11 protein-coding genes are annotated in these 12,306 nt (G+C 48.5%); 1 reads left to right on the forward strand and 10 read right to left on the reverse strand.

Annotated features, from left to right (window positions below; translation table 11 throughout):
- Positions 1-2 precede the first annotated feature (2 nt).
- Genes JSU04_04525 through JSU04_04550 form a run of 6 tightly spaced genes read right to left on the reverse strand, consistent with a single transcriptional unit; the run spans position 3 to position 7,891 of the window.
- Positions 3-431 carry a hypothetical protein gene (locus JSU04_04525; protein ID MBS1969543.1) on the reverse strand — a complete coding sequence of 143 codons (429 nt, stop codon included), beginning with the start codon at positions 429-431 and terminating at the stop codon, positions 3-5.
- Between the two features lie 47 nt (positions 432-478).
- Complete coding sequence (gene murJ / locus JSU04_04530) at positions 479-2,032, reverse strand: murein biosynthesis integral membrane protein MurJ (GenBank protein MBS1969544.1); 1,554 nt, start codon at positions 2,030-2,032, stop codon at positions 479-481.
- Positions 2,032-3,927: an excinuclease ABC subunit UvrC gene (uvrC, locus tag JSU04_04535; protein MBS1969545.1), complete on the reverse strand. Its 1,896-nt coding sequence runs from the start codon at positions 3,925-3,927 to the stop codon at positions 2,032-2,034. Before uvrC ends, murJ begins: the two co-directional genes overlap by 1 nt.
- A gap of 3 nt (positions 3,928-3,930) precedes the next feature.
- Positions 3,931-6,006, reverse strand: a complete 2,076-nt coding sequence (gene uvrB / locus JSU04_04540; protein ID MBS1969546.1) for an excinuclease ABC subunit UvrB — start codon at positions 6,004-6,006, stop codon at positions 3,931-3,933.
- 41 nt (positions 6,007-6,047) lie between these two features.
- Positions 6,048-7,283 (reverse strand): FtsX-like permease family protein, encoded by a 1,236-nt coding sequence (locus JSU04_04545; GenBank protein MBS1969547.1) that lies wholly within the window; start codon positions 7,281-7,283, stop codon positions 6,048-6,050.
- Positions 7,280-7,891, reverse strand: a complete 612-nt coding sequence (locus JSU04_04550) for an ATP-binding cassette domain-containing protein (GenBank protein MBS1969548.1) — start codon at positions 7,889-7,891, stop codon at positions 7,280-7,282. The genes JSU04_04545 and JSU04_04550 overlap by 4 nt, the downstream gene beginning before the upstream one ends.
- A gap of 103 nt (positions 7,892-7,994) precedes the next feature.
- Here JSU04_04550 and JSU04_04555 point away from each other — a divergent pair, with 103 nt between their 5' ends.
- Positions 7,995-8,720: a GNAT family N-acetyltransferase gene (locus JSU04_04555; protein MBS1969549.1), complete on the forward strand. Its 726-nt coding sequence runs from the start codon at positions 7,995-7,997 to the stop codon at positions 8,718-8,720.
- Here the strand turns inward: JSU04_04555 and JSU04_04560 are convergent.
- Genes JSU04_04560 through JSU04_04575 form a run of 4 tightly spaced genes read right to left on the reverse strand, consistent with a single transcriptional unit; the run spans position 8,715 to position 12,302 of the window.
- Positions 8,715-9,149: a hypothetical protein gene (locus JSU04_04560; protein MBS1969550.1), complete on the reverse strand. Its 435-nt coding sequence runs from the start codon at positions 9,147-9,149 to the stop codon at positions 8,715-8,717. The two genes, JSU04_04555 and JSU04_04560, sit on opposite strands and share 6 nt — an antisense overlap.
- A 5-nt stretch (positions 9,150-9,154) precedes the next feature.
- Complete coding sequence (locus JSU04_04565; protein MBS1969551.1) at positions 9,155-9,841, reverse strand: glycosyltransferase family 25 protein; 687 nt, start codon at positions 9,839-9,841, stop codon at positions 9,155-9,157.
- A complete protein-coding gene (locus JSU04_04570; GenBank protein MBS1969552.1) occupies positions 9,841-10,854 on the reverse strand; it encodes a hypothetical protein in 1,014 nt (337 codons plus the stop codon). Before JSU04_04570 ends, JSU04_04565 begins: the two co-directional genes overlap by 1 nt.
- Positions 10,854-12,302 (reverse strand): cysteine--tRNA ligase, encoded by a 1,449-nt coding sequence (locus JSU04_04575; protein MBS1969553.1) that lies wholly within the window; start codon positions 12,300-12,302, stop codon positions 10,854-10,856. The genes JSU04_04570 and JSU04_04575 overlap by 1 nt, the downstream gene beginning before the upstream one ends.
- Positions 12,303-12,306 lie beyond the last annotated feature (4 nt).

The raw sequence follows: 12,306 nt of genomic DNA on the forward strand, positions 1-12,306 counted from the left end.
AACTAGAAACGAATCCTTGCCCCAACACCGGCATCCAAATCCGCCGTCATAGAAGGAGCGACTTCCAAAATCAAAGCAAGCTCACCAAAGAGCTCGATGTTTGGATTATTGATGTTGAAATTTAACCCCAACGATCCACGCGGACCAATGGAAACTTTTGCATTGTCATGATCGTCGTTATAAGAAATCAAACGGCCGCCCAAGCCATAATACATATCTAAGGGCCCTTGAGTCGTTCCCCAGCTGCGAGCGCGATCCCAAAGATAGTCTGAGTGAAACTGCATCCCACTGTGCTTACCCGTGGAATATGCCAACGCTCCATCGATAGAGTGATTATTATCGTACTTCATTTTTCCCGACAAACCTGAAGGGTCCCCTAAGATCACGCCCAGAGCGTAGTTCTCTGCGTGAGCCACCGTTGCCGTCAACATCAGGGCCGCGAAAAGAGTGCTGAGTAATTTCATGGATGTATCCTCCTCTAGAGTCGTCGTTTGATCTTTTCAACTAAGGACGCTGCTTGATCAATCTTAAAGACATAGCCCAGGCCAAAATACAAAACTCCGTAGATGCCTAAAACGATCACCGCACGCAGAATCACATGGCCAAAATCATTCAACATGAATTTCACGCCAAAGGCAACCGCGCTGCTTGCCAAAGCCACTCCCCAGAGTTTCATCTGGAACGAAAGTGAAAGACCAGTTTCACCGATTTTTTTATTGAGCGTGTGACGAAGCATGTAAAATTCAATCCAACCAGCAAGACCCGCGGAAGCTGTCAAACCCGTTGTCCCCCACTTTGGATCAACCCCGAGCCAGCCCGGCAAGTAGAATGCGCACAACACGCCAAGAATCGTTGTGAAGAAAACCCGAACGAAGGCAAACTTCAGAGGCGTTCGCGTGTCTTTCAAAGAATAAAACGTTGAGGAGTAAAGTCTGCCTAAAGTGCTGGCAAGAAGACCAACCGTTGAACCCGCAAGCACCGCCCACACATAGTTCGTGCTATCGCGATCAAATACACCGGTTTGAAAAATCGCGCCGACAATCAAATCGCCAAGCACCAAAAATGCCACAACCGAAGGCACTATGAAAAAAGCAATCTGGCTCAAGCCGCCGTTCAGGCGTTTTTGCAAGTAACTGCGAATTTCTTCCTCAGTGCCCGTGGCCTGCGACATCGCCGGAAGTTCCGCCACTGAAATGCTCATGCCAAAAAGACTGACCGGCAAAAGATAAAGAGTCTGCGCATAGGCAAGAGCCGACACCGCGCCCGTCGGTAAAAGACTGGCTAACATATTGTCGATATAAGCACTGACCTGTACAACCCCGCGCGAGAAAACCACAGGAATGAAGTTCTTTACAACCGTGCGCACGCTCTGCAATTGCAAACTCAGACTTGGCCGGATCTTACGCCCCAATTTCAGTGCAAACGGAAACTGCACAAAGAATTGCAAGAAGCTGCCTGCAACCAAACCGTAAGAGGCCGTGATCGCCAAGTTGAACTGATCTTGCTGGCTCCAGCCAATGATCGAAACGATGATCGCTATATTCCAAATAACCGGCGCAACGTATGAAAGAAAGAATTTCTTGTGTGAATTCAAAATCCCCAAGCACCACGCCGACATCACCAAGAAGCCCGTGCCCGGGAAAAGAATTTGCACAATCTTGATCGTCAATTCACGCTTTTCACCGTGAAAGCCCGGAGCGATGACATCGATTAAAAATGGTGTTGCAAACACGCCAATCAGAACCAGCACCGAAGTCATCACAAACAAAAGACTGCCGATGACAGAGGCCACCTTTGCAGCGTCTTCATCGTGTTTCCGCGCTAAGAGTTGGGCGTAGACAGGAATGAAACTTGCGGAAAGAACGCCCTCACCAAAGAGGTTTTGCAAAAAGTTAGGAATTTTTAGAGCGGCTTTGAAGGCATCGCCGGCATCCGAGTTTCCGAAGTAATGGGCAAACACGCGCTCGCGCACGAGCCCTGCGATACGGCTAAAAAAGATCCCCAGTCCCACCAAGAAGGCGTGCTTTTTCATTATTCCTCGGTCTTGTCTTCGTGTTCTTCGTCAGATTCATTCAACTGCAAAAGAACGCGCTCGGCAAGCACTCTATTAAAGCCTTTCAATTGGGCAATTTCCTCTGGGTCGGCCTCTTTAAGCTCTTGCACCCCTTTAAAGTGAGTCAAAAGAGCCTTCTTGCGCTTTTCACCAAGGCCCACAACGAAATCAAGTTCGCTTTCAAGACTTGTGTTCTCGCGGAGCTTACGATGGTACGTGATCGCAAAGCGATGAGCTTCGTCACGAATCCCCACCAGAATATGCAACGCCTCCGAGTTATTACGGAAGATCACCGGATTCGAACGCCCTGGGAGGAAGAAACGCTCTTCCGTGCTTGAAACCTCTGCCGCCTGAAAATCGGACTCGGTCCGCGCCTTGGCAAGCCCCACAACCGGAATGTCCTTACGGCCAATCTCCTCAAGAATACGCATGGCCTGAGACAACTGCCCCTTACCACCGTCAACCACCAGCAAGTGCGGATCATCGTACTCGGTATGTTTAAAGCGACGGCTAAGGACCTCGTACATCGAGGCAAAGTCATTCGAACCTTCCACAGTTTTAATTTTGTAACGACGATAGTTTTCTTTGCTCGGAACACCGTCTTCGAAAACCACCTGCGAAGCCACAGTCTCAGCTCCTTGGAAGTTCGAAATATCGTAACACTCAATGCGGGTTGGGCGCACCGGAAGATTGAACTTCTCCTTGATCTCATCAAGACCGCGGATTTTTTCTTCTGATTTAGAAACGTATTTTTCAAAATGTGCTTTGGCGTTTTCATTTGCCATATCAACGAGCGCACGCCCCTTTTCGTCCGTCGCAAAACGCACGACATTGTGTTTGGCGCCCGAACGCTCCTGCAAAACAGCTTCCATCAGCTTCGTCAAATCCGAGCCGATTTCCGTAGGCAGCAAAACCTCATCAGGGATGATATTGTCTTCGTAATATTGATTCATGAAAGACACGAGCCATTCCCGCGGATCACTCGAAACATCAGCCACGTCCAAAAGTGGAATAAAATGCGAACGCGTACCGAGCACCCGGCCTTGGCGCACGTGCAGAGTTTCAATCAAGCAACCGCGATCATCACCAAAGTATCCGATCGCATCCTGATCTTTCTCAGAAGTATCGTTAATGACCGCTTGTTTTTGTAGAATAGATTTAATCGACTCAATCGAGTCACGCAGCCTCGCCGCGACTTCGAACTTCTCTTCCTCCGCTGCCTGCATCATCTTGGCCTTCATCGTTTTCACGACGCTCTTGTTTTTCCCTTTCAGGAACAACAACGCGCCTTCAACTTCCGAGCGATAATCTTCGCTTGCAATGTACTGCACACAGGGCGCGGTGCAACGACCAATCTGATGAGTCATGCACGGACGTTTACGAGACTTAAACATCGCATCCGTACAATCACGAATTTTAAAAGTCCGATTCAAAAAACGAATCGTACCAAACACGGCCCCACCACTCGTGTAGGGACCGAAATAAAGACTTCCGTCCTTCTTGACCTTGCGACTCAGGTACAAACGCGGAAAGTCCTCATTCCAAGTCATACGGATATAAGGATACGATTTGTCATCACGCAGACGGATATTGTACTTCGGGCGATGTTTTTTGATGAGCGAAGCTTCCAGCAAAAAGGCTTCGACCTCAGTCTTTGTCAGAATGTATTCAATGTGATTGATGTTCTGAACCAGCAGGCGGGTTTTCGGCGTGTGGTCCTTGCTGTCGGTAAAATAACTACGAACACGATTGCGCAGATTCTTTGCCTTGCCGACGTAAATAATCTTATCCACGGAGTTTTTCATCAGATAAACTCCGCTCTGGGTAGGATATTCTTTTACCAGCTCTTTGAGCTCGTCGAACTTCTGCGACATGTTTTAGTCTTTTTTACCTTCCTGCACATCAGCGGATTCTTTTTCCACTTCACCGCTACGCACATTCAAATCCACAATCTGCAAACGTTTGATCTCGTCGCGGATTTTTGCGGCCTCTTCGAACTCCAAATTAGCAGAGTATTCTTTCATCTTCTTACGAAGTTTTTCGATTTCTTTAGCAATCTTATCAGGCTCATTCCCGAATCGCTGGGCAATGCCCAGGATCTTCTGCTCAGGTCCGCCGACAAGGTGTGCGCCCACGGAGCCGTCAAAAGTATCGCCCAAGCCCTCTTTGATACGCTTTTTCACCGACTGCGGAGTGATGCCATGTTTTTCATTGTACTCCTGCTGAATGCGCCGACGACGATCCGTCTCATCCATGGCTTTTCTCATCGAATCGGTAATGCGATCCCCGTAAAGGATTACTTTGCCGTTCAAGTTACGAGCGGCACGGCCGATCGTTTGGATCAATGAACGCTCCGAGCGAAGGAAGCCCTCTTTGTCAGCATCGGTGATCCCCACAAGGCTCACCTCAGGGATATCCAAGCCCTCACGAAGCAAGTTGATCCCCACAAGCACATCAAACACACCTAAGCGCAAATCGCGCAGGATCTCAGTCCGCTCAACCGTGTCGATATCACTATGCAGGTATTTTACTTTTACGCCCAAAGATTCATAGTACTCGGTCAAATCTTCAGCGCTTCGTTTCGTGAGCGTTGTAATCAAAACACGCTCGCCTTTTGCAATGCGTGTGCGGCTCTCCGACAGCAAATCATCAACTTGATGACGGACCGGACGCACTTCAACCACAGGATCAATTAAACCCGTCGGACGAATGATCTGCTCAACGATCACGCCTTCAGATTTTTGGAATTCGTAATTCGCCGGGGTTGCCGACACATAGACGACTTTGTCCATCATGCGCTCAAATTCTTGAAAATTGAGTGGACGATTATCAAGTGCGCTCGGCAACCGAAAGCCGTGCTCCACCAGATTCATTTTACGGGCGCGGTCCCCACGGTACATCCCGCCGATTTGCGGTACAGTCACGTGCGACTCATCGATAAAGGTGACGAAGTTTTTCGGAAAGTATTCAAGCAGTGTCGGAGGCGGCTCCCCCGGTCCACGGCCTGTCATATGACGAGAATAGTTCTCGATCCCCTGACAGAAGCCCATTTGCTCGATCATCTCGATATCGTAATAAGTTCTTTGCTCAAGTCGCTGAGCCTCGAGCATCTTCAAATTTTTATTGAGATCAACAATCCTTTCGCGCAATTCCTCTTGAATTGTCTTAATCGCGCGTTTCATGTTCTCTTCACCAGTAACGTGGTGACTTCCGGGATAGATCCCGATCTGATCAAGCTCTTCAAGAACTTGGCCCGTTAATGGATCGATCCACGAAATTTTCTCGACGTAGTCACCGAAGAACTCAATACGCAATGCACGCTGCTCTTCGTAGGCCGGAAAGACCTCGACGATATCACCACGCACACGAATATTACCACGGGCGAAGTCGACATTGTTACGCGTGTATTGAATACGAATCAGCTCCCGCAAGAAATGATCGCGTTTCAATTCCGAATTTGCGACCACTTGAACCATCATGCCTTCGTAAGCCTCGGGCGAACCCAAACCATAAATGCACGACACGGAACTCACGATGATCACATCACGACGGTCAAAAAGCGAACGCGTCGCCGAGTGGCGCATACGATCGATTTGCTCATTAATCGCCGAATCTTTCTCGATGTAAGTATCCGTTGAAGGAATGTAAGCCTCGGGCTGGTAGTAGTCGTAGTAGCTGACGAAGTACTCAACCGCATTATTTGGAAAAAGCTCTTTAAACTCGGCATACAACTGAGCCGCCAAAGTCTTGTTGGGGGCAAGCACCAATGCCGGTTCATTCAACTGGGCAATCGTGTGTGCCATCGTGAAGGTCTTACCGGAACCGGTCACCCCCAAGAGAGTTTGATGGTTCAACCCCAACTTAAAGTTTTGAACCAAATCAGCGATGGCCTTCGGTTGGTCCCCCGAAGGCTTGAATTCAGATTTCAACTGGAAGCTCTTTTTATACGCCATGAAGTCTATCCTAATTTTAGCTGGCAAAATAATAGACTAGTTTAAATGCTTCTCAGGCTTGTGTGAATGTTTTGTTTCGAAATCCGCCAAATGGGATAGAGCACCGAAATGATGTTTCCTGCAATGACTGCGAGCCACACCGGCCAGCTCGTCCATATTGGCATAGAGACAATGTCCTCTCCCGGTAGATTGGCACCTAACAATGAGCGCAACCACGGGAAGACCGAAGCATCGATCAAGGCCCCCAATAAACAAGCTAAAACTGCCAAATACAGCGCTTCATAAAGCAAAACTTTAAACAAATCACTCTTCGAGTATCCGAGGGCACGCAAAACCGCGAGCTGAACATTCATGCTCTCAAAACGCCCCATCATCATCGAAGCCACCGAGCTAAATCCCAAAAGAATAATAATCGCCGCCACCAAAAGCCCGAGCTCACGGCCTGTTCCCGTCAGCTCGTTGAGTTTGCGATAACCTTCGCCGACAGAAACCATCTGCGCAACGGTTCGGCGATTAATCAAACTTTCTAAATGCGGAAATCCCCCCTCCTTAAGATAGACAAGCATGAAATTCATCACCTTCGTGCCCCAAGGAGTGCGGAACAACAATGAGTTGTCGTTAAAAATCTTATCCGCAGTTTCCCAACTGCCAAGAACAATGCGATCCCAGGCTTTATCCGTTGCTTTAAAAATCCCTACGACCTGCAACGTTTGCGAATTTTCAGGAGCGGGCTCGCCTCCAACCCAAACGCGGGCCGGAAGAGAATCACCGACTTTTAATTTTAAGCGCGAGGCCACCTGAGAACCCACCACGACTTGCCCCGCAAGCGACGGGGCATTTCCGGTTTCAAGCTCCGGCAAATCTTTTTCTTTAAAAGCAAAAAAATCACTCGTAGTCGTGTAAACGCGGAATTCATCCGTCTTTGCCACCAGCGCGAAAGGAAATACTCCGCGGATGAAGTTCGCATTGACGGTGGCCTTGTCTTCAAAATGCAGGCTCTCTTGGTTCTTGAGAGTCGTATAGAGATTCATCGGAATAGACTCTGGATAGTCACCTTCAAAGTTCAGCATTCCCAAAAGCAAGTCCAAAGCGCCCGATTTAGCCCCAATGATCGCATCGCCTGTGTTAATAAGGCTCGCAAAGCGCTCGTTGCTCAAAGAATATAAACGCAGCAAAATCCCACTGGTCGCCACCGCCAGCACAATCCCCAATAGAACGATCAAACTAGAAAACTTTTTTCGAATGAGGTGCAAATACGCAATCTTTGCCGGATTCATTGAACTAACTCCGCGAAATTCAGATTGCGACCGAAATACTTCTGCAAACGGCTGTCATGACTCACAACAATGAGTGTTTTCTTCTGCGAAGTCTCGAGCAACAGCTCCATGACTTTTTTTGCATTGGCTTCATCAAGACTCGAAGTTGGCTCATCGGCTAAAATCACCGCCGGGTTCTGTAAAAGAACGCGAACCACCGCTAAACGCTGTTGTTCTCCGAGACTCAGATTCCCCGCTCTGACATGAAGCTTGTCACTGAGCCCCACTTTTTTAAGAACACTCTCGGCATTTTCGCCTAGCTTATTCGTCACAAGCTCGAGATTCTCGGCACACGTCATGTGTTCAAGCAGATTCATTTTCTGAAAAACAAAGCCGATTTTGTTTTTACGAAACTCACTGAGTTCAAGGTCACTCAGAGTACAGAGATTTTGTCCATCACAAAAAACTTCTCCGCGAGTCGGTTTCCAGAGGCCGCCGATCAGATGCAATAGGCTCGTTTTACCGCTGCCACTGGGGCCATAGATAAGGACCTTCTCATTTGCCGGAATAGAAAGATGGCTGAATTTAAACAAAGATGCGACTTCAATGCCACGAAGCTCAATATCCATGACTCACTCCATAAGCTAAGGCTAGCGAAGTTTTTTGATGCTTTCAATAGATCTCTTGGTATCCTTAAGGTTCAGCTCATTTTGGAGGGCCCACACATTCACTATGGAGTTTAGCTGTAAAATTCCCTTCGAACTCACCATTGCACCTTATCGGCTGAGAACGATCCAAAACTCTGATGAATTAAACGCGGTCCTTGAGCTTCGCAAGCTATGCTTTAACGCCGACATCGACAAAATGCAGTTCGACCTCGCCGCCGACCACTTGATTGTCGAGGACATTGAAAAGAAAATTCTCTGTGGCACTTACCGTCTGACCCATTCCGACTTTAGCACCCATTTCGAATGCGAAGAAGACTTCGAGATCCCCGCTTTCTTAGAAAAAAATGAAGCGAAGCTCGAGCTTGCCTGGGCCTGCATCCATCCAGAGTACCGTAACGGAACGATCGTGAGCCTGCTTTGGCGAGGAATCACCGAGGTCATAAAAATTCGCTCAGCAAAATACATCTTCGGCACCACCAGCATTAAAGGTGAACCCGAAGACATTGCACGCATTCAAGATGCTCTTCAAGGCAAGGAGCTACCATTCCCGGTTCTTCCGCGCCGAAGTCATGTGAGAAAAATTCTTCCGTTGGATGCCGATACAGGCCTGAGCACTTCCAGCGCTTCATGGCGAAGGCTGCTCCCGGGACTTCTCAGAGCCTACTTAATGGCAGGCGCCCTCGTTTGTGCCCAGCCCAGCTACGATATTGACCTGAATTGTTATGACTTCATGACCGTGATCGATGTCGATCAAGCGACAGATTCTTTAATTCATCATTACAATTTATAAAAAATAATGCCTTAAGTAAAAGCCACCGATCAAAATCGTCAGGCTATGCATAGTCCAAACGATGGTGCGCACCCAATTATGCCCCAGCAAACGCTCAATGAGTTCATCGCTGTATGCAAAAGCCATTTCACGGTAAATGGACACTGAAATATAGGCTGTATAGCAGAAATTAAAAATAGAATACGTCAACAGAGCGCCACTGAACCACAGCGGATAATGCGCATCAAAGAAAAGATAAGCTGCCGTGGCCAGTTGCAGAACGATCACCGGTAATACAATTCGAACGATACGACTTAAATGAATGTCGTAATATTCTTTGTATCGATCCTTATCGACAAGCCGAAGCAACGGATATTGAATGACCTGTGCAAACCAGATCACACCCGTCATATAGAACGCACTCGCAGAATGTAACAATAGTGAATACATGCGGTTTAGCGCTCAATTCCGGCTGGAGTTTTCTTACGGTCGACAATGGTGGTTTCGCCGCCTTCGTCATAGGCATAAAGCCCCATCTGAACAATCGAAAAGAGATCCGCTCGCATCATGATATCCAAAGCTTCATGAACGCCGAATTTAACCACATGTGAAACCAGATTTTTCGCCATGGCGGGATCAATCGCATACGCATGAGCGCGGCAAATAAAATGATAATTATGATTGAGCGTTGCATGGGGCGGGATCGGCAAAACTGGCCAGCCTTTTGTGACCTGCTCAGAACCGCCAAGATAAATGATCTGATTAAATGCCTGAAAATCGCGGAAAGCCTTTACCATGATCGCATCATGCTCAAGAATCACAATCGGCTGATCGAGCTCAAGACACTTTACCCACAAGGCAAAATGCGAAAGAACACACGCGATCTCAGTCACCGAAAGCTCATGATCCACAGCCTTCAACCACGTAAGTGCAGTGCAAGACTGCAACGACGGTGGAACAACCAACTGGCCGCTGGTGCCATCGATACCTTCAAAAAATTGATACGGCATTCCGGACTTTTCACACGAAGCCGCGCACCGCTCTGAAAGTCTGACAGACTCACGATTCCCCGAAATTCTGATGATATAGGCGTTTTCGATTTGAGTATTAAACTGGCTACGCAGAGTTTTATTAAGATCCACTAAAGTCCTCGCGCTTTCAATGCCTCGGCAACCTCAGCAAAAACCACATCCCACTCACCGAATTTCTTCTGACGGAATAAGCGAACAGAGTCATACCAAGGTGACTTGGTCCCAGGATATGCCCAGACATAGTAAGGCAGAATCGGCACGATCACCCAGGTCTCTTTTCCAAGGCCAGCCGCCGCATGGGCGACGCTCGTGCAAGAGGTAATCACCAGATCCAACTGATCGATGACGGCCAAAGTATCTTCCCAAGTCTCCAGCGGCAGTGGCGTTTCTTCTTTTTGCAGACTCACCCAGGAACGCGCCCCTATCGCCTGCAAAAGCCCCTCTTTCGGAAACTTACGATGCTGTTCATGTTCAAATTGAGGATTGCCATAAAACCTCAGGCCAATCCGCGGACGTTGTGATTCAGAAAAATTCCGCGCAAAGAGCTCTTTCCACTTCGCGCGATATTCCGGAGCCACACTTAAATACGGAGCCCCGGAAAGAGTCGCATATTCTTTTTCAAGGACGCGAGCAGCACTCATCGCAGGAACCCAGAAGTCATGATAAACCTCGGGAGCCGCCTTATGACCAACCACCGCGGCCACACCCGGCACCCGTGAGAAAACAGATTTTAAAGCATTGTCGCAAGTCACCGTGACCTTTGCGCCCCGATCAGCAAAATCTTTCGCAAAACGCACGTTGATGATTTCATCACCATAACCGCCTTCACTGCACAAAAGTACATGACGGCCTTCAAGATTTTCATTGCGATAGATAGGTTTATTCGTCGGTAGCGGCGGATCACCGAAAGCACGTTCCCAGCGGCCCGAATCAAGAAGCTTCAGCCCTTGCAGCAGATTTCCGCGCATCATCTCATACCAAGCGCGATTAAAAGCGGCGCGATGACAGTCTGGAGTCGTTCGCGCGAGCTCCTCGGCGATTTCCCATCCCCGTTGGAAGTCGCCGCGAAGACCTGCGGCCACTTGTTCATCGAGTAAGGGGGAACCACGTCGGACTGGAATCATTACTTCGTCACTTCCCAGAAACTTCCCTCAGGCGTATCGCTAACGGAAATTCCCATGTCAGTCAGTTTCTTGCGAAGCTCATCGGATTTGGCGAAGTCTTTATTCGCCCGAGCCTGAGATCGTTCTGCCACCACGGCATCGACATCCGCGCGCTGGATACTCATTTTTTCCAGCAGCATATTGTCCAGCTTCAACAAGAAACTATCCGCAGGTTCCTGGAACATCGCCATGAGCTTGCCGACTTTGTGAACGAAATCAATAAAGCTCTGGGCCTTACCCAACACCGCTGCGTTTGCTTTAATCCCACGCTTTACTTGGTTGTTGAACTGGCGAACCACTTCAAACAACGCCGCAACCGCATTCGGAGTGCCAAAGTCATCATTCAAGGCTTCAGTTACTTTAGTCCAAGCCTCTTGCGTGATCTTTTCAAAGCCCGCATCCGGCGTCGCCTTCTGCCCGGCAAGCAGACTTTCCGCCACCGCCATTGCAGAGTAAATGCGCGCCAAGTTTGAAACCGCGCGATCGACAGCATCGTCACTAAAATCGCTTGTTGAACGATAGTGTACTGACAAAATCATCCATTTATAGATCTCAGAGTTATAACGCTCTAAGAACTCACGCATAGTGATGAAGTTTCCGAGGGACTTCGACATTTTTTGATTGCCGAAATTCAACATGTGCCAGTGCATCCAGTACTTCACGTAATGTTTGCCTGTGCAACCTTCACTTTGAGCGATTTCATTTTCGTGATGCGGGAAGATCAAATCAGTCCCGCCGCCATGAATATCGATCTGATCACCAAAAACTTTTTCAACCATCGCCGAGCACTCAATGTGCCAGCCGGGACGCCCCGGCCCCCAAGATGACGACCAAGAAGGCTCCCCTGGCTTTGCCCCCTTCCATAGAGCGAAATCCATCGGGCTTTTCTTCTTTGGATCGATCTCAACACGTGCACCGGCTTGCAAATCCTCAACATTACGACCACTGAGCTTTCCGTAGGACGGAAACGCTTCGATCGAGTAAAGCACATCACCATCAGCAACGTAGGCTTTCTTATTTTCAATCAATCTAGTCACGATCGAGCGGATTTCATCCATGCTCTCGGTCACTTTTGGGTTGTGATCATGCGGACGCAAACCTAAAGAGGCAAAGTCCTTCTTGTATTCAACGATGTATTTTTCAGCAAGCGCCTGAGGATCCACACCTTGAGCGTTCGCCGCTTCGATAATCTTGTCATCAACGTCCGTAAAATTCAGAGCGTACTCGACTTTATAACCGAGGGCCTCGAGCCAGTTGCGAACCAGATTAAAGAACACAACCCCACGGAAATTTCCGACATGCAGGAAGTTATAAACCGTCGGTCCGCAGACGTAGATTTTCACTTTGCCCGGTTCAAGCGGCTCAAAGTTTTCTAACTTTCTGGACTCGGTGTTGTGTATACGAAGCATCTAG

The organism is Bdellovibrionales bacterium, from assembly GCA_018266295.1.
In the GTDB taxonomy this organism is placed as follows: Bacteria; Bdellovibrionota; Bdellovibrionia; order Bdellovibrionales; family Bdellovibrionaceae; genus JACMRP01.

Bases quoted from the DNA above. Each gene is read 5' to 3' on its own strand.
- murJ (MBS1969544.1), bottom strand. From the start codon at position 2,032: ATGAAAAAGCACGCCTTCTTGGTGGGACTGGGGATCTTTTTTAGCCGT.
- JSU04_04555 (MBS1969549.1), top strand. From the start codon at position 7,995: ATGGAGTTTAGCTGTAAAATTCCCTTCGAACTCACCATTGCACCTTAT.
- JSU04_04560 (MBS1969550.1), bottom strand. From the start codon at position 9,149: ATGTATTCACTATTGTTACATTCTGCGAGTGCGTTCTATATGACGGGT.
- JSU04_04575 (MBS1969553.1), bottom strand. From the start codon at position 12,302: ATGCTTCGTATACACAACACCGAGTCCAGAAAGTTAGAAAACTTTGAG.
- JSU04_04545 (MBS1969547.1), bottom strand. From the start codon at position 7,283: ATGAATCCGGCAAAGATTGCGTATTTGCACCTCATTCGAAAAAAGTTT.
- uvrC (MBS1969545.1), bottom strand. From the start codon at position 3,927: ATGTCGCAGAAGTTCGACGAGCTCAAAGAGCTGGTAAAAGAATATCCT.
- JSU04_04550 (MBS1969548.1), bottom strand. From the start codon at position 7,891: ATGGATATTGAGCTTCGTGGCATTGAAGTCGCATCTTTGTTTAAATTC.
- uvrB (MBS1969546.1), bottom strand. From the start codon at position 6,006: ATGGCGTATAAAAAGAGCTTCCAGTTGAAATCTGAATTCAAGCCTTCG.
- JSU04_04570 (MBS1969552.1), bottom strand. From the start codon at position 10,854: ATGATTCCAGTCCGACGTGGTTCCCCCTTACTCGATGAACAAGTGGCC.
- JSU04_04525 (MBS1969543.1), bottom strand. From the start codon at position 431: ATGTTGACGGCAACGGTGGCTCACGCAGAGAACTACGCTCTGGGCGTG.